At 42.9% G+C, this 22516-nt stretch carries 22 protein-coding genes; all 22 read left to right on the top strand.

The window, feature by feature from the left end:
• Nucleotides 1-26: 26 nt before the first annotated feature.
• The 22 genes from P1P86_12710 (at nucleotide 27) to P1P86_12605 (ending at nucleotide 22379) form a co-directional block, all read left to right on the top strand.
• Complete coding sequence (locus tag P1P86_12710) at nucleotides 27-1124, top strand: hypothetical protein (GenBank protein MDF1576041.1); 1098 nt, start codon at nucleotides 27-29, stop codon at nucleotides 1122-1124.
• Nucleotides 1121-2392: an EpsG family protein gene (locus P1P86_12705; protein ID MDF1576040.1), complete on the top strand. Its 1272-nt coding sequence runs from the start codon at nucleotides 1121-1123 to the stop codon at nucleotides 2390-2392. Before P1P86_12710 ends, P1P86_12705 begins: the two co-directional genes overlap by 4 nt.
• 18 nt (nucleotides 2393-2410) lie before the next feature.
• The gene (locus tag P1P86_12700; GenBank protein MDF1576039.1) at nucleotides 2411-3541 is read left to right on the top strand and encodes a hypothetical protein; all 1131 of its coding nucleotides are present in this window, start codon (nucleotides 2411-2413) and stop codon (nucleotides 3539-3541) included.
• A 1-nt stretch (nucleotide 3542) separates the two neighbouring features.
• Nucleotides 3543-4865, top strand: coding sequence for a DUF362 domain-containing protein (locus P1P86_12695; GenBank protein ID MDF1576038.1), 1323 nt, complete (start codon nucleotides 3543-3545; stop codon nucleotides 4863-4865).
• A gap of 6 nt (nucleotides 4866-4871) precedes the next feature.
• Entirely contained in the window at nucleotides 4872-5888 is a 1017-nt protein-coding gene (locus P1P86_12690; protein ID MDF1576037.1) for a hypothetical protein, read from the top strand.
• 24 nt (nucleotides 5889-5912) lie between these two features.
• Complete coding sequence (locus P1P86_12685) at nucleotides 5913-7010, top strand: glycosyltransferase (protein MDF1576036.1); 1098 nt, start codon at nucleotides 5913-5915, stop codon at nucleotides 7008-7010.
• Nucleotides 7011-7012: 2 nt separating this feature from the next.
• On the top strand, nucleotides 7013-7918 hold the full coding sequence (locus P1P86_12680) for an SDR family oxidoreductase (GenBank protein MDF1576035.1): 906 nt from the start codon (nucleotides 7013-7015) through the stop codon (nucleotides 7916-7918).
• Nucleotides 7915-8967: a GDP-mannose 4,6-dehydratase gene (locus P1P86_12675; protein MDF1576034.1), complete on the top strand. Its 1053-nt coding sequence runs from the start codon at nucleotides 7915-7917 to the stop codon at nucleotides 8965-8967. The genes P1P86_12680 and P1P86_12675 overlap by 4 nt, the downstream gene beginning before the upstream one ends.
• Before the next feature lie 66 nt (nucleotides 8968-9033).
• Nucleotides 9034-10119 carry a glycosyltransferase family 1 protein gene (locus tag P1P86_12670; GenBank protein MDF1576033.1) on the top strand — a complete coding sequence of 362 codons (1086 nt, stop codon included), beginning with the start codon at nucleotides 9034-9036 and terminating at the stop codon, nucleotides 10117-10119.
• 67 nt (nucleotides 10120-10186) lie between these two features.
• Nucleotides 10187-11326, top strand: a complete 1140-nt coding sequence (locus P1P86_12665; GenBank protein MDF1576032.1) for a glycosyltransferase family 4 protein — start codon at nucleotides 10187-10189, stop codon at nucleotides 11324-11326.
• The gene (locus tag P1P86_12660; protein ID MDF1576031.1) at nucleotides 11323-11844 is read left to right on the top strand and encodes a GNAT family N-acetyltransferase; all 522 of its coding nucleotides are present in this window, start codon (nucleotides 11323-11325) and stop codon (nucleotides 11842-11844) included. The genes P1P86_12665 and P1P86_12660 overlap by 4 nt, the downstream gene beginning before the upstream one ends.
• Nucleotides 11834-13039 carry an ATP-grasp domain-containing protein gene (locus P1P86_12655; protein MDF1576030.1) on the top strand — a complete coding sequence of 402 codons (1206 nt, stop codon included), beginning with the start codon at nucleotides 11834-11836 and terminating at the stop codon, nucleotides 13037-13039. Before P1P86_12660 ends, P1P86_12655 begins: the two co-directional genes overlap by 11 nt.
• A complete protein-coding gene (locus P1P86_12650) occupies nucleotides 13029-13904 on the top strand; it encodes a DUF3473 domain-containing protein (protein MDF1576029.1) in 876 nt (291 codons plus the stop codon). The genes P1P86_12655 and P1P86_12650 overlap by 11 nt, the downstream gene beginning before the upstream one ends.
• 4 nt (nucleotides 13905-13908) lie before the next feature.
• Nucleotides 13909-14664: a hypothetical protein gene (locus tag P1P86_12645; GenBank protein MDF1576028.1), complete on the top strand. Its 756-nt coding sequence runs from the start codon at nucleotides 13909-13911 to the stop codon at nucleotides 14662-14664.
• A gap of 50 nt (nucleotides 14665-14714) precedes the next feature.
• Nucleotides 14715-15500, top strand: a complete 786-nt coding sequence (locus tag P1P86_12640) for a hypothetical protein (GenBank protein ID MDF1576027.1) — start codon at nucleotides 14715-14717, stop codon at nucleotides 15498-15500.
• 466 nt (nucleotides 15501-15966) lie between these two features.
• Nucleotides 15967-16488 (top strand): hypothetical protein, encoded by a 522-nt coding sequence (locus tag P1P86_12635; protein MDF1576026.1) that lies wholly within the window; start codon nucleotides 15967-15969, stop codon nucleotides 16486-16488.
• A 304-nt stretch (nucleotides 16489-16792) separates the two neighbouring features.
• A complete protein-coding gene (locus tag P1P86_12630) occupies nucleotides 16793-17554 on the top strand; it encodes a sugar-transfer associated ATP-grasp domain-containing protein (GenBank protein ID MDF1576025.1) in 762 nt (253 codons plus the stop codon).
• Between the two features lie 3 nt (nucleotides 17555-17557).
• On the top strand, nucleotides 17558-18553 hold the full coding sequence (locus P1P86_12625; GenBank protein ID MDF1576024.1) for a sugar-transfer associated ATP-grasp domain-containing protein: 996 nt from the start codon (nucleotides 17558-17560) through the stop codon (nucleotides 18551-18553).
• A gap of 2 nt (nucleotides 18554-18555) precedes the next feature.
• Complete coding sequence (locus P1P86_12620) at nucleotides 18556-19146, top strand: hypothetical protein (protein MDF1576023.1); 591 nt, start codon at nucleotides 18556-18558, stop codon at nucleotides 19144-19146.
• A gap of 19 nt (nucleotides 19147-19165) precedes the next feature.
• Nucleotides 19166-19744: a sugar transferase gene (locus P1P86_12615; GenBank protein MDF1576022.1), complete on the top strand. Its 579-nt coding sequence runs from the start codon at nucleotides 19166-19168 to the stop codon at nucleotides 19742-19744.
• A 26-nt stretch (nucleotides 19745-19770) separates the two neighbouring features.
• The gene (locus P1P86_12610; protein MDF1576021.1) at nucleotides 19771-21756 is read left to right on the top strand and encodes a right-handed parallel beta-helix repeat-containing protein; all 1986 of its coding nucleotides are present in this window, start codon (nucleotides 19771-19773) and stop codon (nucleotides 21754-21756) included.
• A 35-nt stretch (nucleotides 21757-21791) separates the two neighbouring features.
• Nucleotides 21792-22379 carry a hypothetical protein gene (locus tag P1P86_12605; GenBank protein ID MDF1576020.1) on the top strand — a complete coding sequence of 196 codons (588 nt, stop codon included), beginning with the start codon at nucleotides 21792-21794 and terminating at the stop codon, nucleotides 22377-22379.
• Nucleotides 22380-22516: the final 137 nt, after the last annotated feature.

Below are 22516 nucleotides of genomic sequence, written 5' to 3'. Positions count from 1 at the left end.
AACAAGATAAACGAAGGATTTTACTGGTGTCAAGTGCCTTCTATCCGGAAATATCTCCCAGGAGTTTCCGTGCAACGGAACTAGCAAAGGAGTTTTACCGTCAGGGGCATGAAGTAAGCGTGGTTTCGAAATACAGGGATTTTGACTATTCCGGTTTTCTGCATGAGTTTCCTATATCCTTCAGGATGTGGAAAAAACCTGCTTTCCCTTCCATTCCTATCTGGAAATTACCTCTGCTTTCTTTCCTATCAAGAGCCATATTCAGAATCCTTGCAGTTTTGTTTGAGTATCCCGCTATTGAAGAGATGTACCTGGTTCGAGAGGCCCTGAAAAGTGAAAGAGGATATGATTTGATGATTTCTTTTGCTGTTCCTTTTCCCGTCCACTGGGGAGTCACCAAGGCAAGATCCAGAGATCACCTAATTGCTAACACCTGGGTGGCCGATTGTGGAGATCCCTATATGTTCGCCCGATTGGACAGTGTAAGAAAACCTTTCTATTTTAAGTATCTGGAAAAGCGCTTTTGCAGGGATTGCAGTTATATTACGGTTCCTTTTGATGACATGCAAACGCAGTTTTATAAAGAGTTTCGCAGTAAAATGCGAACGATCCCGCAGGGATTCAACTTCAGAGAGATCCGGTTATACGATGGAAAGCCCAGCTATGAAATATCTTCTTTTATTTTTGCAGGATCGGTTATTCCAGGCAAGAGAGACCTGGCACTATTCCTGGAATTCCTTTCCCGGTATCCAGGCGATTTTATTTTCATCGTATATACAAGCCAGAAGGAGTGGTTTCTCAGATATAAAGAGGTTTTAGGTGAAAAACTTCAGCTAAAAAGCTATATTGACAGGCTTTCATTGATATTTGAAATGAGCAAGGTAAGCTTTCTAGTTAATGTGGATACCATTCATGATACACAAACCAATATTGAGGCTGTGCCCAGTAAATTAATTGATTATGCACTCTCTGGAAGACCTGTATTAAATATCTCTTCCCATAGGCTGGACGAAGATCTTGTGCAGGAGTTTTTAGAGGGCAATTATAAAAGGCAAAGATTGATAGATAAGGATAGCTATGACATCAGGAAGGTGACCAGTAGTTTTATGAATCTGGTAGAATGAATATTGGTATATCTAAATATGGAAGCTTGCTCAACGAGCGCACCAGGGTTGCCGATTCAGTAGGTAAGTACCTGTATGTGTTGTTCCTGATCTGGCCCTTTCTGTCTCTGATAGCAGCCATTGCCAATTACAGGCTTAAAGAATCCAGGATAGTTGTGTACATGTTTCTGGTTTATTATGGTCTGACTTTTGTCATCGGGAATCTGAATATGGATTCAGCTGCTTATGTCACTCAGCTGGAACGGGCATCTGAATCAACTCTCAGAGTTTTCCTGTATCAGCTGCGGGGCCTGTATGCTGAGAATGTGGTTGATATTTACAGTTCTTTCATGGTTTTCCTGGTATCCCGATTTACTTCTGACTACAGGATCCTTTTCGCAATTTTTGCATCTGTTTTCGGATATTTTCATTTGAAATCAATCAACCTGCTGCATGGATTTCATCGGGAGAATCCCAACTGGAATACCCTTATCTTCCTGGTCTTCTTTATCATAATACTGCCCATTACAGCGGTAAACGGTGTAAGGATGTGGACTGCAGCCTGGATATTCTTCTATGCTGCAATACATGTGGTCTTATACCGGGATAAGAGATATTTGCTTCTGGCTTTGCTTTCCATACTGATACATTGGAGCTTCTTAACTGCAAATGTAGTTCTGCTCATTTATTTTTTTCTTGGCAACAGAGATTTGATTTACGGACCATTGGCGATTGTATCTTATCTGTTACAGGATCTTCTGATGCCCGTGTTCAGCAGGTTTTCCATGTATTTTGGAGGAGCCATTGAAAACCGGTATTCCGGTTATACCAGTGAGGGGTATATCTCAGGTGTAGCACTTAACCAGGAGCAGACTGCCTGGTTCGTATTTCTAAGCTATGATCTTGCCTTTTATTTTTTGTTTGCTACCCTGTTTGTCATTTTCTGGATAAGGAAAAAGGTTCAGACAGATGAGAAGGAGAGAAATCTCTTCAGTTTCATACTCCTCTTCCTCTCATTTGTAAATTTTGGCAGACCAATCCCCTCATTTGGATTCAGATTTCAAATAATCTTCTTCCTGTTTACCACTTTCTATCTGGTGATGCTCTTTGCCAAGGAGGGTGAAAAACGGCTGAGGCTTCTAAGTTTGCTAGGGCTTGCCCCATTACTGCTTTATGCTGCTGTGAATTTCCGGGTTGGATCAGAGACTATCAATGCTTTGTTGTTTTCTCCCGGTTTGGGTCTGCCTCTACTGGTTCAGGGAATACCACTGGCAGAATGGCTTTTTTAACAAATAGCAAGTGATTTAATGCTCAGACCTGCTTTCATTACCATGGCGCTTAAAGGATTATCCGATATACCAGGATGGAAAATCAACAAGCCGGTGGTCGTATTTGAATCAGACGACTGGGGAAGTATTCGGATGTCTTCAAGAGGAACATATGAAAGGCTTACAAAACAGGGACTGGATCTGGACTCTGCCGATGCTGAACGGTATAACAGGAATGATGCCCTGGCCAGCAGGCAGGATTTGGAATACTTGTTTGAAGTACTTTCTTCCGTGAAAGATATCAATGGGAATCCTGCAGTTTTTACCCCGGTGAGCATTGTTGCAAATCCCGATTTTGAAAAGATTAAAGATGCTGATTTTCAGGAATACCATTTTGAGCCTTTTACAGAGACCTTAAAGCGTAATAAAGGGACCGAAAACGCTTTTGAGCTCTGGATGGAGGGCATTGAAAACAGGGTATTTGTACCACAACTGCATGGACGTGAACACCTCAACGTCACTTCCTGGATGAATTCACTTCGAATGGATGAAAAGCAGACTACCCTGGCATTTCAAGAAGGATTCTGGGGTTTTGTGCCAAAGTCTTATCCCAGAGAGGATTATCAGGCTGCATTTCTCATTGATGATCTCTCGGAACTCGGGTATCTAAAGAACGTGATTCATGAAGCTCAAAAGCTTTTTAAGGATTTATTTCAGTATGAGGCCGAATTCTTCGTGCCACCCAACGGCATGTTTCATAATTCATTAAACCAGGCACTTGCCGAGAATAAGATCAAATACCGCTATGTATCCAGGATTCAGAATGAACCGTTGGGTAAGGGGAAGTTTCGAAAAAAATACCATTATCTGGGACAGAAGGAGAAGAACGGTATCCATTATATTATCCGGAATTGTTTTTTTGAACCCAGTCAGGTAGGGAAGGACTGGGTTGATACCTGCCTGAAAGACATACAGGTAGCCTTCGATAAGCGCAAGCCGGCCATAATAGGTACTCATCGGGTAAATTATATAGGATCCCTGAATGCTGCCAATCGTGACACGGGACTTAAAACCCTGTCAGAATTACTGCGTTGCATCCTGAAGCGCTGGCCCGATGCAACATTTCTCACTACACCTCAATTGGGAGCCTTAATGAAGTCAGAAAACTAGTATGTCGGCCTTTGTACATATTGTTCCTGTCTATAACAGGCCAGAAGAGCGCGTCGTGGACCGGTTATCACATTTATATTCGGACAGGGAAAGATTATGCCGAATCATCGAAGGACTGCTGGGAAGCGAGTTGAGTGAGGCACATGTGCGAGGAAAGAATGTCTTAATTAAACCCAACTGGGTAAAGCAATCCAGAAACGAAGATGATGAAATTTGCCTGCGGACCAATGATAATTTCATTTTAGCCACACTTGAGATTATTCTGCGAATGAGGCCTGCCGGTGTACGCATTGGGGATGCCCCTATTCAGGGATGTAACTGGAACAAAATGATCTCTGCAAGATTTGCTGAGGAGATTAACAGGCTGTCCGCAGCCTTTCAGGTCCCGGTGGAAGTGGTGGATTTCCGGCGGCGGACCTATGATTTCGTTAAAAACAGGACAGAAGGTGAAATACGTCCCATGGAGGAATACCTGATTTTTGATCTGGGTGAAGACAGTCTTCTGGAACCTATTACGGTGCCCTGTAAATCCAAATTCAGGGTTACCAATTATGATCCGGACCGCATGGAAGCATCACATTACATTGGTACCCATCGCTATTGCATTGCCAAGGAGTTCTTTGAGGCTGATGTTATACTATCTCTGCCTAAAGTCAAGACACATCAGAAAACCGCCATAACTGGTGCCATGAAGAATCTGGTAGGGATCAACGGGGACAAGGACTTTCTGCCGCATCACCGGATCGGGGGAAGCGATAACGGAGGAGACTGTTATCCCGGAAGGTCCTACTTGAGATTCTGGTCAGAATTATCCCTTGACAGGGCGAACCGGAGGCAGGGAAAACCTAGTTTCTGGTTCTGGAAAAAGCTGTCTTCCTTATTGTGGAGGCTGTCACGCCCCGGACCGGAACATCAGATTGCGGCAGGATGGTATGGAAATGACACAAGCTGGCGAATGGTGAAGGACCTGAATAAAATTGCCGTATTTGGAGATGCGCAGGGGAAGATCCACAAAAATCCCCAACGACAGATATTTACTTTAAGTGATGGGATAATTGGCGGGCAGGGAGACGGGCCCCTGGAGCCGGACCCGCTTCCAATGGGATTGGTTCTGTTTTCCAATCACTCGCTTTTTCATGATCGTGTTGTTGCAGATTTGATGAACTTTCCCAGGGAGAAGATACCCCTGCTGTCGGCGCCGCATGATGAATCCGATGAGGGATTTTATCTCACTTATGACGGAAAGGACATATCAAGGAATGAACTGGCGAAGTACAGCCTGAAGGTAAAGCCACCTTTAGGCTGGATTTCCCATTTAAAATAAAGGATGATGATAGGGATTCATTCGTTAAAGGGCTCATTCAGCGATCGGTGGATAGCCTTTTGCAAATTGCACAATATTGCACATAAACTGGTTGATTGTTATGGAAGCGATATTATTGATCAGCTTGCTGATTGTGATGCACTTATGTGGCACTTCAATCATAAGGGAACAAAAGAAAGCAAGTTCGCTAAACAGCTGCTGTATGCTGTGGAATCTTCAGGAAAAAGGGTCTTTCCCGATTCCAGGACGGTCTGGCATTTCGATGACAAAGTCGGACAGAAATATCTTCTGGAGGCATTTAATATCCCTTTGGCACCAGCTGTGGTATTCTATGATAAAAAGGAAGCGTTAAACTGGGCAAGGGAAGCGGAATTTCCCAAAGTATTCAAATTAAGGACCGGCGCAGGTTCCGCCAATGTTAAACTGGTCAGGTCAGAAAGACGGGCTAAGCGTTTAATTAAGAAGGCTTTTGGTCGGGGATTTAAGCAATATGAGGGATGGAGCAACCTACAGGAAAGGATCAGGAAGTACAGAATTGGTAAAGCGAAAACATGGGATGTGATCAAAGGGGTTATCAGATTGTTTCACACCACTGAATATGCCAGGCTGACCGGAAACGAAATGGGCTATGTGTATTTTCAGGATTTTATACCCGGAAATGAATATGATATCCGGGTTGTGGTTGTGGGGGATAAGGCATTTGCAATTAAACGGCTGGTCAGGGAAAACGATTTCAGGGCCTCCGGGAGTGGGTACCTGTTGTATGAAAAAGAGCATTTCGATGAAGATACAATTCGATTGGCTTTTGATATTTCCAGCAGGCTGAAGGTTCAATGTATGGCCTATGATTTCATATTTCAGGATGGCAAACCCCTGATTGTTGAGATCTCTTTTGGGTTTACTAAAGAAGGATATGATCTCTGTACTGGCTACTGGGATCAGGACGTGGTATGGCATGCAGGTAAGTTTAATCCCTATGGATGGATGGTCGAGGACTTGATAGCCGGAATGGAGAAGCAGTAGGCCCGAGTTCTTCTATTTATACGTATGGAAAAGCTTGGAAAAAGTAAGATTTGTTTAATCATACCATCCCTTCAGGCGGGAGGAATGGAACGGGTGATGTCAGAGCTGGCATGGTACTTTTCCACTAAGAAGGATGTGGAATTGCACCTGGTTCTGTACGGCATTAACCGTACAATATTTTTCCCGATTCCAGAATCGGCCCGGGTATACAGGCCCGACTTTAAATTCGATAACCGGTACCGTACTATCTGTACCATACGTACGCTGTTTTATCTGAGGAATACCGTCAAAAAGATTAAGCCTCACCGGATACTGAGCTTTGGTGAATACTGGAATAATTTCGTGTTGCTATCCCTCCTGAGGCTGAAATTTCCGGTTTACGTCTCAGATCGCAGTCAACCCGATAAAAGCCTGGGACAATTGCACGACAGGCTGAGAAAATGGCTTTATCCCTCAGCCCAGGGACTGATATTTCAGACCCAAAAAGCCAGAGAGATCTTCCTGAGAAAGCACAGGCATCCCAATATTGCAGTCATCGGTAATCCAATCAGGCAGACCGATTCAGGAAAAACGGAAGAGCTAAGAGAAAAGCTGGTACTGATGGTTGGCCGCTTTATCAAGAGCAAGCACCAGGATTTGCTGATAAAGATGTTTGCCAGGGTTAGCCCTCCGGATTGGAAGCTTGTTCTGGTGGGTTATGATCATCTGAAACAAAGCAACATGGAGAATCTGAAGGCACTGGCAAGAAACCTGGATATGGAAAATCAGATCCAGTTTACAGGTAAGAAGGGAGATCTTGAAGAACTTTACCTAAGAAGCTCCATATTTGCCTTTACTTCCAGTTCCGAGGGATTTCCAAATGCTATCGGGGAGGCAATGGCTGCAGCTTTACCTGTCGTCGCCTTTGATTGTGTGGCAGGTCCTTCCGAAATGATAAGCGATGGGCACGATGGATTCCTTATTCCGCTATTTGATGAGAAAGCCTTTGAAGCGAAACTAGCTCAGTTGATTTCAGATGAAACCCTTCGGGAGCGCATGGGGAACAATGCCCGGGAAAGCATAAAAAAGTCTTCTCACGACTTGATTGGAGAGGCATTTTACCGTTTTATTAACGATCTTTAGCAATGAAAATAATTATTATCGGATCAAAAGGCTTTATCGGAAGTCACCTATCCGCCTATTTAACTCAGAAAGGGAATACCATTTACGAGGCAGATGTGGTGGTAGACTATTCGAAGAGGGAAGGGTATTTTCTAATCGATGCATCGAATTCTGATTACAAGGAGATTTTCAAACACCATGATTTTGATATCTGTATTAATTGCTCAGGTGCTGCCAGTGTCCTGGAATCTCTGAAAAATCCCGTTAGGGATTATTTTTTGAATACTGTAAACGTATTCAGGATCCTGGATGCCATAAAAGAATATCAGGATTCCTGCAAGTTTATAAATCTGTCGAGTGCTGCGGTTTACGGGAATCCGGTGAGCCTGCCCATTGAAGAATCTGCAACACTGGATCCAATTTCTCCGTATGGGTTACATAAATTGATGGCTGAACAGATCTGCGAGGAATTCTATCGGTTGTATGGGATACCGACCTGCTCCCTGAGGCTTTTCTCAGTCTATGGCATCGGTTTACAGAAGCAATTGTTCTGGGATTTGTACCAGAAGGCCAGGTCAGGCCAAACAGTCAATCTTTTTGGCACCGGCAAGGAATCACGTGATTTTATCTACATAGCTGATCTTGTTAAAGCCATTGAGTTAATAATTAAGAAAGCAGATTTTACGGCGGATACCATTAATGTTGCCAATGGAATAGAGATTCGGATTGAAGAGGCCGTCTCCGTGTTTTTCAGTTACTTCGAGGGTGGGATGGAATATACCTTTACAGGGGAAGAAAGAGAAGGTGATCCGATTAACTGGAGGGCAGACCTGCATAAATTGTCAGGAATGGGATATAATCCTTCTTACAATCTGGCACTTGGGCTGAAAGAATATTATGAATGGATAAAAAAACACCAGCATTTATGAAACATGCATTAATAACAGGTATAACAGGACAAGATGGTGCCTATCTGGCAAAGCTTTTACTGGAGAAGGGCTACAGGGTATACGGGACCTATCGCAGACTTTCAACTCCCAATTTCTGGAGACTACAGTACCTTTCCATTTTTGATCAAGTAGAACTCTTACCTGTCGACTTGCTGGATAGCTTTTCCATTACTGAGGCTATCAAGATTTCAAAACCCGATGAGATATATAACCTTGCTGCACAGAGTTTTGTGGGAGCTTCCTTCGAACAGCCCCTGGCCTCAGCAGAGATCACGGGCTTAGGTGTGATTAGATTCCTGGAGGCGATCAGGAATATTGCTCCTGATGTGAAGTTTTATCAGGCTTCCACAAGTGAGATGTATGGCGACAATCTGTTTACTGATCAATCGGAGGATACCCCCTTTGATCCTTCAAGTCCATACGCTGCATCCAAGCTTTTAGCGCACAATATGGTAAAGATCTATCGAAAGGGTTACAACCTTTTTGCCAGCTGCGGTATCCTGTTCAACCACGAGAGTCCCTTGCGTGGGTTGGAGTTTGTGACCCGTAAAATTACCAATGCTGTTGCCAAGATTAGCCTGGGCCTGGAAGACCATATCGATCTGGGCAATATTGATGCCAGGAGGGATTGGGGCTATGCACCTGAATATGTGGAAGCCATGTGGATGATTTTACAGGAAGACCAGGCAGATGACTATGTAATTGCCACCAATGAAACCCATACAATCCGGGAGTTTCTTGAAGTGGTCTTTAAAGCAGTGAACCTGGACTGGCAGGAGTATGTTAAGATTGATGAACGTTTCATGAGACCTGTGGACGTTCAGTATCTTAAAGGAGATTATAAGAAGGCCCAGGACAAATTTGGATGGCAGCCCAACACAAAGTTTACAGGTCTTGCGGAAATCATGTTGGATTCTGATCTTAGACGCTGGAAGAACTGGAGCAATGGGGAACATTTTGCCTGGGATGCATGGAATTATCCCAATGAGAAAAAAATATTATCCCGTAAGCTTAAGTTAGACAGATAGATGGATCATAGCGGACGGAGAAGAAGGCTTAGCTTGGGCATATTACTCAAATTTGAGCCATCCTGGATGGGGGGTGCCGTATATATAAAGAATATTATCAGGACACTTTCCTACCTGGACAACGAAGAAAAGCCAGAGATTTATCTTTTCTACAGAAGCGAGTTCTCGGATTTTGTCAAGGATATCGAATATCCTTATTTGAATCTGGTAGAATGGCATTTCCCGTCCATAGCCAGAGGACATATGCAATCATGGATCAAAAGAAGGAATGTCTTTATATCCCCCATACTCTCCAGATACGAGCTGGATACGGTATTTCCCTTACAGGATTATCCGCTTGCCGTCAGAACAAATGTGAAATTAGTGTCCTGGATAGCAGATTTTCAATATAAATACTATCCGGAGTTTTTTACGAGGATTCAGCTGTTGGGAAGAACCACAAGGCTGAAATTAGCTTTGCGGCATACGAACCATTTTGTGGTTTCAAGTCTGGATGCAAAAAACGATCTGGAGACTTTTTACAGGGTAAGGAAAAAGACAAAAATTCATATTTATCGTTTCGTATCAATTAAAGATGATTCACCAGATATCTTAATTGAAGATCTACGTCCCCGATACAATTTACCGGAAAACTACTACCTTATATCCAATCAGTTCCATAAACACAAAAATCACAGAGTAGTCCTTCAGGCTGTGGCCGGACTCAAGCAGGAAGGGCATAAAATATATCTGCTCATTACGGGGAAGCTGCCCCAGGATTCCGATTCTCCCTACCTGAATGATCTGAATGAAATCATAGAATCGAACAAGCTGGAGGATCAGGTTCGTTTTTTAGGTGTTATTCCCAGAAAGGATCAATTGAAGATCATGGAGTATTCCGCTGCGGTTATCCAGCCAAGTAAGTTTGAAGGCTGGAGCACGGTAATAGAAGATGCAAAATCCCTGCAGGTTCCTGTTATTGCATCAAACCTGCGGGTAAATATGGAGCAACTGGGAGAGGCCGGGACTTTCTTTGATCCTGATCAGGTGGGAGAGTTGATGCAGATTTTGAAAGACTATCCAGCAAGAGACAGGCTCATTAATCATTACGAAGATTACAATATAAGGGTCAGGGAGGCTGCCAGGACACTCCTTTGGATATTTAAAAACTAATATGAAAGTCCTCTTGATTTCAATTGCCTGGCCGGGTCCAGGGGAAAGAAACCTTTATACAGACCTGATGACAGCCTTTGTAAGTAAGGGACATCAGGTAATGGTTGCCTGTTCAGACCACGCAACGGTAGGGGCCCGACCCAGCCTGAATAAGGAAGATGGCATTCAGGTCTTAAGAATACCTTCAGCACGGATTGCAAAGACGACATACCTGAAGAAGGCCGTGACATTATTATCTCTTGGCCGTAAAATGCTGAGATCCATCAGAGAATTTTATGGAGAAGAAAGCTTTGACCTGATCATTGCCTCCACACCACCCGTAACCCTGTCGGCCCTCTTTAAAAAGCTGAAGAAGAACTACAAGGCCAGGTTCTATCTGCTGGTAAAGGATATCTGGCCCCAGGGTTCTGTAGACCTGGGGGTTTTCCGGAAATACAGTATTATCTGGCAGTTTCTTCGCTATCATGAAAAAGCTACTTACAGGGTGGCAGATGTGCTCGGGACCATGTCTCCCATGAACAGGGATTATCTCCTGAAACATAACAATTATCTTCCGGCCGGGAAGGTGCAGGTATGTCCCAATTCCATCAGGCCCACGGATAAGCCCGTAACCATTGACCATACTGCCATCAGGCACAGGTATGGAATCCCGGATAAAGCCTGTGTGTTTATTTTCAGTGGAAATCTAGCCAGGGGTCACGGCCTGCCCTTCCTGGTGGAGGCGATGGGGAAGCTGGCGGATTATCCAGATGCGTATTTTCTCATCGGGGGATCAGGGACCCACTTCTCCTACCTGAAGAAAGCGATTCAACAAATGAATCTCCAGAACGTGCTGTTATACAAGCGCCTGCCGGCGGAAGATTTCAAGCAATTACTTGGCACCAGTGATGTGGGGCTTATATTGCTGGACAAGAAGTATACCATCCCCCAGTTCCCATCCCGCTTACTAAGTTACCTGGATATGCAAAAACCCGCTCTTTGCGCGGTAAACAGCAATACGGATATTGGGACGATCGTGGAAGAATACGCCTGCGGAAAATCCATTGAACACGGAGATCTGGATGCATTTACAGAACAGCTGAAGTATTTTTCGGAGAACACGGTCGAACGGAAATCGATGGGAGTCAACGCAGGCCGTCTCCTGGAAGAAAAATATACGGTTCAGGAAGCTTATGGTTTGATTATGGAACAGCTGGAGCATATATGAAAAGAATCCTGGTTTTTTCGAAAGAGCTGGACAAAGAAGCTACAGCACCCAAAACGCGAATGGAGTATTCCATCAAGGACTGGAGGCCTTCCCTGTTCAGGTTTATACCACCCAATACAGGTTTGCCTCTGGCACTTCTCAGCCTGGCTCATTTTTTTCACATATTTAAGAACAGTTCATACGGGGCCTATGTGATGATGCATGACGGGCGGGTCGTTTCTTCGCTTGTGTGTGTACCTGCCTTTTATTTGTGGCCGTTTATGCGGAAGAATGATGTCCAGTTCAAATATGTGTACACCCATCCGGATTACCGGGGCAAGGGACTGGCTAATGATCTGATACTTGTTGCCAATTATCTGAGTTACCGCGAAGGCAGGAGCGTCTGGTATATGACCCACGACAAGAACCATGCTTCCATTGCCCTTTGCAAGAAGGCTGGATTTGAGTTTAAGGGCTACTATCGGAAATCCCAGAAGCGTTTGTTATTCTTCACACCAGGCAGATTGTATGATGGATAAGAAAAGCAAAGAGAAGCATATCCTGGTGTTGGACGGGAGCAGCAGTCAGTGCCTTCCTATGATCAGGTCCCTGTACAGGGCAGCTTGTTTTATTACAATAGTGATCCCGCACAGGATGAGTTCGGGATACTTTTCCAGATATGCCAGCGAAAAACTGGTCTGGCCTTTATTATACCGGGATGAAGCGGATACAGTAGGCCGTTTGTCAGACTTCCTGAGCAACCATAGAGTTGATTTGGTAATGGGCCTTGGGGATAAGACTGCAAAACTATTGTCGCGGCATAAGGAAAAGCTTCAGGAATTGACGAATATTATCGTTCCTGAATTCCCGGTCTTCAGGCTTGCTGCGGACAAACTCCTAACCATGCAGTTTTGCATGGAGAAGGGTATTTCCTGTCCTCATACCATTGATCCGGAAAAAATCGATATGCAAAAGATTGTTGAGGATATTCAGTTCCCCCAGGTGGTGAAGCCGAGGACAGGAGTAGGTTCGGAAGGGGTTTACGTCTTATCTGATGCCCATGAACTGGACCTTAAACTTAATAGTCTGAAAAAGGAGTATGGGTCACTGCTGATTCAGGAGTATATTCCAAACAGGGTACAGTACACCGTTGAGGTATTCTGTGACAGGAAATCAAAGGTCAGGTTCTGTGCTGTAATCAGGAAAGAACGTTACTTTCCTGTTTCGGGAGGGACAAGTAGTTGTAGTGTCACAACAGCTCAGACAGATATTCAATCGATTGTGATTGAATTAATGGAGAAGATCGGATGGGTCGGTAGTGCAAACCTCGATCTTATCATGGATGAAAGAGATAATACAGCCAAAGTGATCGAGATTAATCCACGAGTCGGAGCCATGGTCCGGGTAGTCTTTGAATCGGGTATTGATGTCGCCATGTTTCACTATGAACAAGTGTTTGGCAGCAAAGAGGTCCTCTCCGGCGCGTATAAAAAGGGGATTATTTTAAGGAATATGCTTCTCGAACTTCCATGGATGCTTGCTGTTTCTTTTAGCACGCTCAGAAAGTCTGATCCATTCTTTTTTAGTTTTTTCGGCAGGAACACCTATTACCAGAATTTCAGGTGGGATGATCCCTTTATTTCATTGGGATATGTGCTGACCAACATCAGGCAATATGTTAACTTGAATAAGTTGAGAAGGAAATTTTCCAGACGTAAACGCCATGAGAACTGACATGATTCATGCCCTTACCGTTGATGTGGAAGATGCTGTTAATCTGGCCATGAGATACTTCTTTGCCAGGGATATGGCACCAACCTACAGGGTGAAGGAGAATACGCTGAAGTTGCTGGACCTTTTTGATTTCTTTCATACAAAGGCAACATTTTTCATCCTCGGTGAAGTGGCAGAAACATATCCTGAACTTGTCAGGGAAATAGCAAATCGTGGAAATGAACTGGGGATCCATGGTTATTCACATACCAGATATGATAAACTGAACAGGAAGCAGGTATTTTCCGAGCTGAAAAGGGCTAAACAGGAGGTGGAGGACGTTTCAGGACAGCAGGTGCTTGGCCATCGTGCCCCGGCATTCTCCATTAACCAGGAAAATTCCTGGGTACTGGAAGTCCTGGTGGAAGCCGGCCTGAAATATGATAGCAGCATTTTCCCGGCGGGAACGGGCAGGTATGGCTGGCCTGGTTTTCAAAAAGATATCAGGAGGATCAGCCTCCGGAATGGCACTGAGATCATAGAAGCCCCCATGTCCACATTAAGCATTCTTAATCGTGAATTTCCGGTATGCGGGGGTGGATATTTACGCATCTTTCCCTACGGGATGAATAAATTTGCCATGAATAAAATATCGGGTAAAAGACCCGTCAATATGTACATGCACCCCTATGAAATTGATCCCCCGCCTTTCCAGGACTTTTATATGGATCAGGTCAGAAAATCTTCCATCAAGGCAAGATTGCAACTACAGGCATACTGGTTTAACAGGAAAACAGTGATACCCAAGCTTAGTAAATTTTTGGGCGCATATGAATTTGATTCGCTCAGCAAAGTAATCATGAGTGAGCTCAATATAAGACTATAGCACCATGAATAATACTGATATACCGGGAAACAGCAATGTTGTAAATGTATTCTGGACCAGTGGTGTCGACTCCACCTTCAGGATTATTCAGTTGCTGCTGACCTCAGAAAATACCGTACAGCCTCACTACCTTGTCAGGTATGAGTCTTCCACGGGCATCGAGATTGACACCATGATCTATCTCAGACGCATGATTGTACGGAAATATCCGGAAGTAGGATCCCGCTTTCTTCCCACCATCTACGTGAACGAAGGTTTGATACCCAGGGATGAGGATGTGATCGGCCATATCAATGAATTAAGGAATCTAGACAAGGTAACAGAACAGTATGATGTCATGTCCTGCTATTGCAAAGCTTTCGATATCGAAGAAATTGAAGTGGCGCTGACCAGAGTTACCAGAGATAAACCATTCTTTAAGGATTTTGAAAAGTGTAAAGCATTTACACCCTTTCGATACCCCACCATAAACCTAACGAAAAAGGAAATGTTCAGTATCGCCAGAAAGGGTGGTTGGCACGAAATTTTAATCAGGACCTCATTCTGCCACCGTCCTAAAAAGAAGATTTCTCCGTGTGGAACCTGCGGGCCATGCAGCGATGCTGTCATGGCCGGGATGGGTTTCAGGTTTCCCTTATTCACTCGCATGAAGGCCTGGCTGGTTATCCCTTTGAGGAAATTCTGGAGGAAAAACTATCACCGGCAGGATTCGAGCAAGGTATTTCGTTATATAAAAAGGAAGTTTGAGCATAAGTACTAACTGCAAGGACTTCCGGTTATTTTAATCTTTCATAATTTTCTTAAATCAAGATGCAAAGAGTAGATATTTTCTGGACAGGAGGCTTAGATTCATCATATAGGATTTGTGAGTTATCATTTCTGGAAGTGGAAATTCAGGCTCATTATATGATAGCCAAAAAAAAATCTGTTTCCAATGAGCTGCAGGCAATTAAGGCCATAAGAGAACATCTTGAGGAACGGGAATCAACAAAGTGTCGTTTTCTTCCTTTATTAATCTTTAACCAGGAGGAAATTATTATTGATGAAGAGGTATCTAGTGCCTACAGGAAGGTATGTGAGATTAATAAAATCGGTACCCAGTATAAGTATTTATCACAATATGCCAGACAAGAAAATCTTTCAATTGAGCTTGGTATTGAGCATCAACCAAACAGTAAAGTAGAGGGATTATTTGAGAAATATGGATCTGTTGAGGGAGTCTCCAAGCCAATTAAAGGGGGAGGATTCATTAAATATCAAGCCTTGGACAAAGTAAAATCTGAGAAGTTTTTGTGTGATCTATATGGAAACTTTCGATTCCCACTTCCACTCTTTCAATTGACCAAACTTCAGGTTATAGAAGCATATAAAAAACTTGGTTTTGAAGAGCTTATCCCTATGACATGGTTTTGTGCCCATCCGATCTTCAAAAAGCCATGCGGGATTTGTACGCCATGTACCCAGGTTATGGAGACCGGAATAGCTCATCGGATACCACAAACTGGAAGGCTTTTGTACAGATTGTTGAAAGCAAATTCCTTAGGAAGAAAAATGGATAAGAAACTTAAAAAGTATTATAACAGGTATTGGAGATAGAGTAAATGAATCATTATGAATTACTTATATAATGAAATCTGAGCATAGGTATTAGCAGTTGCGACTTTTGGTTTCATTTTCATTTTTTTATAATCATTCTTTATATCATGCATAGAGTTGATATACTCTGGACCGGAGGATTCGATTCAACATATAGGATTTGTGAGTTGTCACTTCTGGAGGTAGAAATACAGCCCTACTATATGAAGGCCAGAAAGAAATCTGTTCCCAATGAGCTGCAGGCAATTAAGGCCATAAGAGAACATCTTGAGGAACGGGAATCAACAAAGTGCCGTTTTCTTCCTATAATAGTTTTTAACCAGGAGGAAATTATGCAGACGAAGATATTAGCTTTGCGTATAAAAAAATATGTGAAGAAATTCCAATTGGCCGCCAGTACGAGTTGTTGTCAAGATACGCTAAACAATACAATCTTAGTCTTGAGATCGGAATCGAGCATAATCCGGTGGGAAAACTAGGATATCTTTTCTTAAAATACAGTGAGTTTGCAGAAGTATCGGTGCCCGTTCAAGGAGGAACTTATATTGCCTATCGGGAACTAAACAGGGATAAGTCAGAAAAGTTTTTGCAGGATTTATATGGTTATTTTCGGTTTCCTTTACCACTCAATAATATGACAAAATTGGAAACCCTGGAATCCTACAATAAGCTTGGATTTAGTGATATTGTTTCCAAAACCTGGTTTTGTGTCCATCCATTAAAGGGAGAACCCTGTGGGATTTGCACACCATGTACTCAGGTTATGCAGAAGGGTATGGGTTACCGGATCCCTTTGCGAGGCAGAATATTATACAAGCTTTTGAAAGCAAATTCCTTTGGCAGGAAATTGGATAAGAAACTAAAGGGGTATTATAACCGGAATTGGCGTATATTGACCGGAATTGGAGATAGCTTCCAAATAGATCATATAAACTCTATCAGGATAAGTCATGAAAGTGAGAATAGAGAACAGATTGTTCAAACTTAAGCGTAAATGGCAAGTTTTTACCATTAGGCTGCTATTAGTTCGCTCCAGATATATAGCACGAGTTAATCGTAGGCAGCTTATTCGAATTAAAGGATTTCGAGTTGTTAACCGGGAGATCAAGAAGCAGATTAAAAGTTACGCCAAGCAGCGATTTGGCAGTTCAGCTTACTGGCCCTATCTGGCCTTCTACACGGAAATCAGGGGCAAATTTGTTGAAGGTTGGTTACCATTTGATTATTATCGTTATATCCTTTTACCCAAAGCGAATCCCGCTATTTACAGAAGACTTAGCGATGTGAAAACTATGGATCACAGGCTTTTTGAAGATTTTGCAGTTATCCCGCTAGTTACTTACGTATCAGGTATGTTTTTCGGTCCGGATATGCAGAAATTGGGTACCGAAGAGGTCAAAAGTATCATGTCTGAATATAATGGGCTCATAGTAATCAAACAAGAAGCCGGTAGGGGAGGAAAACAGATTCAGTTTGTTCATTCCAACGAATTCAGTGCTGAGCTGTTAAGAAAGGATCGGAATTATGTAATTCAACCAATTATTAAGCAATATAAGGCACTTAATGAACTTTACCCGGATAGTGTAAATACCTTTAGGGTAACGACATTTTTAGGGCATGAGGGCAATGTCAGTGTAAAGTTCGTAGCATTGAGGTTTGGTAGCGATGGTTCAAAGGTTGACAATCTTACATCTGGTGGACAATTTGTTTACTTCAGTCCTGAGGGGGTACCTTCTGAAGTTGCATACGTTGGTAAGTTGTTACTTCCCGATGATGGTAGGCACAAAAACACAGGATTTGCCTATAGGGATTTGAAGATTCCCGTATTTGATAAGATCCTGGAAAAATGTAAGTTTGCACATCTTCAATGCCCTTATCTCAGGATTATTGGATGGGATGTATGTGTTACAGAGACAGGTGAACCTAAGCTCTTAGAATGGAATGCATTCAGTCCTGCTCTTGTTGAAGTCGAATCGGTATTTGGACCTTTCTGGCCGGATCAGAAAGAAATTGATGAACTAGATAATTGTTATAGAAATGTGGAATACTATTAATAGATGAGAAGGGTCATATATCTGTTATATTATTTTAAGCAGACGGATTATAAAAAGCTCTGGAAGTTTGTTCGTTATGCTACTGATAAGACTGCAAAACCAGGATGCAGAGTTTTCGCGGATGCAGTTTGTGCAGTTTTCAGATATAACATATCTATACTGGATTATTTCTATTTTCGATTTTTTGAACTGGAAAAGTCTGACCGGAAAACATGGGCGGGAACAGGATATCTGTATGAGTACCAGCTTGCAATGAATCCTAAAAAGAGCAGAGAATTACTCGAAAATAAGATACAGTTTTTGGATCATTTCGGGAAATTTGTTAATCGTAGGTATTATAGCCTGAAGGAGTTGAAGGAAAATGTTAAAGCCATGGAGACAGTTTTCAGTGATCCTGCTGCACGTCTGGTATTAAAGAATTCACGCGGACAGGTTGGTGCGGAAGTGGAAGTTATTTCCGTTTCCGGGTATACTGCTGACTCCCTAATTAACTATATGTCCAAGAAGGATTATGATCTGCTTGAAGAGTATGTGGTACAACACCCTTCTATAATGAAGTTATCTCCTTCCGGCCTGAATACCGTAAGGATCTTCACTCAGGTACATGACGGGAGTGTCAGTTTTCTGGGAGCCCGGCTCCGGATTTCTGTAAATTCAACGGTTGACAATATGGGAGCAGGCAACCTGGCTGCCCCTGTCGATCTAAGCTCAGGAATTGTATGTGGCCCCGGTGTCTATAGTGATATTACCAAAGATGACACGGCAATTCACCCGGTCACCGGAATAGCGATTGAAGGATTCCAAATTCCCTTCTGGAGTGAGGTGATGAAACTGGCTGAAGATGCTGCCTTGTTCTCTTCAGAAAATAAATCGGTAGGATGGGATATCGCTATAACGAAAGGGGGACCCCAATTGATCGAAGGCAATCATAATTGGTGTAAATTACTTTGGCAGCTACCGGTGAAACAGGGCCTGAAAAATGAGTTAAGCAGGGTTTAAGTATGGAGAAAATCCTGATTTATATTAAGCATCATCTAGGCTTTTTGTGGAACTTAATTGAATGGGGAAATAATGTGTTTTTTACCCTTATTTTCAAAGGGCGCATGGATCAGAAAGTAGCGGAAGTTATTGGAGAAGCCTTGCTATCGCCTTATTTTTTCAGGAGATTAAACCTGCCAGATGCCAGATCGTTATATGAACTGGTGAAGAAACAAACGCATGCCGACCTGGAATATTTTAATCCGCATGCTTTTGATATGGATGCAATAGGCAAACAATTCAGGAAGAAATCCTTTGTGATGATGGGGGTGTTTGATGAGGATTTTCTCATCGGTTATTTTTTTCTACGCTTTTTCATAAATAAGAAGTGTTTTGTCGGCCGCCTGATTGACAAGGAGTATAGGGGAAAGGGGATTGGGGTGGCCATGAATCAGATCATGTATGAGACTGCATGGAGAATGGGATTCCGCTGTATGTCCACCATTTCACGGGATAATGCGTTGGTAATACAGGCTCATTCAAAAAACCAGCATATAATAATTTTAAAGCATCTCCAGAACAACTTTTTATTGGTTGAATTCGTTAAGAATTAGTGATTAATAAGATTAAGTCTTGAAAAGGTTGTTTGATATCGTGGTTTCCATATCGGGTTTATTGATACTTTCACCTTTATTTGCAGTGATTGCTGTCCTGATTAAGATCAGGATGCCAGGCCCTGTCTTCTTCCGCCAGCAGAGAGCTGGCAGATGGGGGAAGGAATTTACCTTGGTTAAATTCCGTTCGATGTTTCTTGAACATAGAGGAAGTACAGTTTCAATTAAAGGAGAAAGCAGGATAACTAAATTGGGTGGAATACTTAGAAAATTTAAGCTTGATGAACTACCTGAATTGTGGAATGTTCTCAAAGGTGATATGAGCCTTGTCGGGCCCAGACCTGATATGCCCTGGTATGCAAAAATGCTCTCCGGGGAAGAGTTATTAATCCTGGAACTAAGACCTGGAATAACAGGGCCGGCATCTTTGAAGTATGCGAATGAGGAGGAACTGCTTTCAAAAGTGGAGGATCCGATAAAATACAATGAAGAGGTGATTTGGCCGGATAAAGTTAGAATCAACCTGGATTACTATCATAGTATGAACTTTTTTGGAGACCTGCTTATAATCTGGAGGACCATTTTCAGAAGGTGTTAGAGTAAAGGATTATCTTTAGAGTCAATATGAAACACGTCTTTATCATATATTGTATTTCCCTAAGCGTTTATTTGTCAGGACAGGATGTTTTTTACGTGCAGGATCCGGCTTATGATGATGTTTATGGTTCCTATGCAAGTGATCTTAATCTCGGGACAGATATAGCCAGGCCCTGGGCAACCTGGCAAAGAGCCTTTAATATAGCAAGGGCCGGGGATACGGTATATTTCAGAGGCGGTACATGGTACCCTCCAACCAAATCCTCTGTGGGATATGCTGTTACACGAATTGATCCGGATCTGGGATATGGGAATAATGGAACGCCAGAGAATCCCATTTGTTTTTTCGCCTATCCTCCCGACTTTGCAGAAGGCAATTATCCCATACTGGATTGTACCTATGCTAGCGAGCCAGGGACCGGGAACAATGGAATTGGAATAGCCAATGCCACCTATATTAAATTTAAGGGCCTTACGGTTAGGAATGTCAGAATGTTGGATCCATCCCATAACTGCGTGGGGGTGAGCGGAGGACGACTGGGTACGGTTCATTTTGAACAAATGACCGTACACAATGTTGGCGGGGCCGGCATGTGGGCGAGGGAATACGATACGGTATATTTCATAAATTGCGATGTATATAATTGCTGTGATAGTCTGGATGTTTCCTGGCCTGGTGGTGATGGAGATGGCATAATGGCATCCAGCAGGGGTGATGAGAATGATACTACCTACCTGACAGTTCTCAGAGGTTGCAGGGTATGGAATGTGTCAGATGACGGATATGATATCGGGAGCACCAAACAAATTCAGATAGATAGTTGCTGGACCTTTAATAATGGGAATTACGGGGAATATTCTGGAGATGGTACGGGTTTTAAATTCTCCTATAGCCGGGTATTAACCGATGGTAAGAGATGGACGAGGAACTGCATCTCTGCTCGCAACAGGGCGACGGGTTTTGCAGAGCTGAATCTTTATAGTGAAGATTATGGCCCCAGGATGTATTATTTCAATAATAGTTCCTATGGGGACGGTCAGGGATTTGGAGCAGGCCCCAATTATTTCGATTGTGGAGTTGATCCTGCTCATGATGTGTATAGGAATAATATTATATTCGCTCAACGTAGCGATTACCAGTGTGCGTTTAGTGCTTGTAATTACGAATATCCCTTATATATCACCCAGGATCATAATACATGGATCCAGGGGCCCTATCATCGATCCGCAGATAATCCCGATTACAATGTAACAGAGGGGGATTTTGAGAGTCTTGATATGGATCAGCTTTTGAGACCCAGAAAACCAAATGGTTCGTTGCCCGATATTACTTTTATGAGACCTGTGACGGGCTCAGACTTAATTGACCGTGGCATTGATGTGGGTCTACTCTACAGTGGTTCTGCACGTGATCTCGGTGCTCATGAGCTTGGATCAGTGTCAATCAGCCTCATTGCACCGGTGAATGGAAGTGAGTATGAGGAAGGTGACCAGATAGTAATGCAGGCTGAAACAGCCGATGAAAGTGGTTTTGTGAATTCTGTGAGCTTTTATCTTGATGGAGAGTTATTTTTGGGCAATGGTGAGATGATTTCTCAATCTGTATGGAAATTTGTCTGGGATAGCGATGTTACAGGCGATCATAGCCTCAGGTCAGAGGCAGTTGACAGGAGTGGGATGTCAACATTTTCAAATGTGATAGAGATTTCCATTAATGCTTCTGATCCGCCTGACCCACCTGACACAACGTATAATGATTTCGAGATTTATCCGAATCCAAATTCTGGAGAATTTACACTTGAATTAGAAAAAGCTTTGGAAGAATCAAGCAATATCAATGTCATGGGAATGGACGGAAGAATCCACGATAGCAGTAATACCATTAATGAGGGAGAAAAGACCAAATTGATGACTTTTCAGGCCTTTTTGTCGCCCGGTGTATATGTTCTCTGGTTTGTAAATCAACGGGTACAAAAAACCTTTAATAAGCCTCTCCGTTTTATAGTTCAATAGCTGGGGAAAGGGGAAATAATTCCTGGAACCGTTTCATGATTAATATTCAGATTCCAAATAACAATGTACCTGAAAGAGAGTACATTATTGATGCTATATTCACTGGCTATCTGGGGTTATCATATTCCCTTCATATCAATGAAGCCGTCCGGGATTATGTTGTTCAAATCCATGAGAATGAATTGGCGATCAAGGACAGCTTTTTTTCCAGCTATCCTGCCCCTTTATCCTACCAGGTAAGAGAAGCACTTCCGGAGAGAATTGGGTTTGCTAGCAATGTTTTTACCACCGAAAAGGATATTCCTGTAATCTATGGGAATGACGAGATTGTCGAGACGGAAAATACGATCATCGTTGGGATCGACATTTTTGCATCGGCCTTTTTTATGCTGACCCGTTGGGAAGAATACGTTCATGAAAGGAGGGATGAGCATGCTAGGTTTAAAGGGGAGGATAGCATTGCGTTCCAATATGGTTTTCTGCATAGACCGGTGGTAAATGAATATGTGGAGATGCTGTGGAATTTGATGAGGCGTATGGGATACCAGGGAAGGAGGGTTGAAAGAAGTTTTGAACTGTTTCTGACCCATGATGTAGATGCCCTTGCATATGTAACTTATTAAAGTTTCGCACTTATTCTTTAAGCACATGATTTCAACCAATTACGGTTTGACTTCATATGCTATGTGTTAGTATTTCAGTCATTTATCTTTTCCATTTTCAGTTATGCAGCATTCTGCAGGTCCGGTTCCTTGGGAAG

Source organism: Bacteroidales bacterium, from assembly GCA_029210725.1.
Taxonomy (GTDB): domain Bacteria; phylum Bacteroidota; class Bacteroidia; order Bacteroidales.
The sequence above is the reverse complement of the archived record's forward strand: the minus strand, read 5'-3'. Positions and strand labels throughout refer to the sequence as shown.

Bases quoted from the DNA above. Each gene is read 5' to 3' on its own strand.
- P1P86_12660 (MDF1576031.1), top strand. From the start codon at position 11,323: ATGAAAAGAATCCTGGTTTTTTCGAAAGAGCTGGACAAAGAAGCTACA.
- P1P86_12690 (MDF1576037.1), top strand. From the start codon at position 4,872: ATGATAGGGATTCATTCGTTAAAGGGCTCATTCAGCGATCGGTGGATA.
- P1P86_12675 (MDF1576034.1), top strand. From the start codon at position 7,915: ATGAAACATGCATTAATAACAGGTATAACAGGACAAGATGGTGCCTAT.
- P1P86_12645 (MDF1576028.1), top strand. From the start codon at position 13,909: ATGAATAATACTGATATACCGGGAAACAGCAATGTTGTAAATGTATTC.
- P1P86_12630 (MDF1576025.1), top strand. From the start codon at position 16,793: ATGGATCACAGGCTTTTTGAAGATTTTGCAGTTATCCCGCTAGTTACT.
- P1P86_12705 (MDF1576040.1), top strand. From the start codon at position 1,121: ATGAATATTGGTATATCTAAATATGGAAGCTTGCTCAACGAGCGCACC.
- P1P86_12670 (MDF1576033.1), top strand. From the start codon at position 9,034: ATGGGGGGTGCCGTATATATAAAGAATATTATCAGGACACTTTCCTAC.
- P1P86_12605 (MDF1576020.1), top strand. From the start codon at position 21,792: ATGATTAATATTCAGATTCCAAATAACAATGTACCTGAAAGAGAGTAC.
- P1P86_12695 (MDF1576038.1), top strand. From the start codon at position 3,543: ATGTCGGCCTTTGTACATATTGTTCCTGTCTATAACAGGCCAGAAGAG.
- P1P86_12665 (MDF1576032.1), top strand. From the start codon at position 10,187: ATGACAGCCTTTGTAAGTAAGGGACATCAGGTAATGGTTGCCTGTTCA.
- P1P86_12650 (MDF1576029.1), top strand. From the start codon at position 13,029: ATGAGAACTGACATGATTCATGCCCTTACCGTTGATGTGGAAGATGCT.
- P1P86_12680 (MDF1576035.1), top strand. From the start codon at position 7,013: ATGAAAATAATTATTATCGGATCAAAAGGCTTTATCGGAAGTCACCTA.
- P1P86_12625 (MDF1576024.1), top strand. From the start codon at position 17,558: ATGAGAAGGGTCATATATCTGTTATATTATTTTAAGCAGACGGATTAT.
- P1P86_12700 (MDF1576039.1), top strand. From the start codon at position 2,411: ATGCTCAGACCTGCTTTCATTACCATGGCGCTTAAAGGATTATCCGAT.
- P1P86_12610 (MDF1576021.1), top strand. From the start codon at position 19,771: ATGAAACACGTCTTTATCATATATTGTATTTCCCTAAGCGTTTATTTG.
- P1P86_12640 (MDF1576027.1), top strand. From the start codon at position 14,715: ATGCAAAGAGTAGATATTTTCTGGACAGGAGGCTTAGATTCATCATAT.
- P1P86_12620 (MDF1576023.1), top strand. From the start codon at position 18,556: ATGGAGAAAATCCTGATTTATATTAAGCATCATCTAGGCTTTTTGTGG.
- P1P86_12655 (MDF1576030.1), top strand. From the start codon at position 11,834: ATGATGGATAAGAAAAGCAAAGAGAAGCATATCCTGGTGTTGGACGGG.
- P1P86_12685 (MDF1576036.1), top strand. From the start codon at position 5,913: ATGGAAAAGCTTGGAAAAAGTAAGATTTGTTTAATCATACCATCCCTT.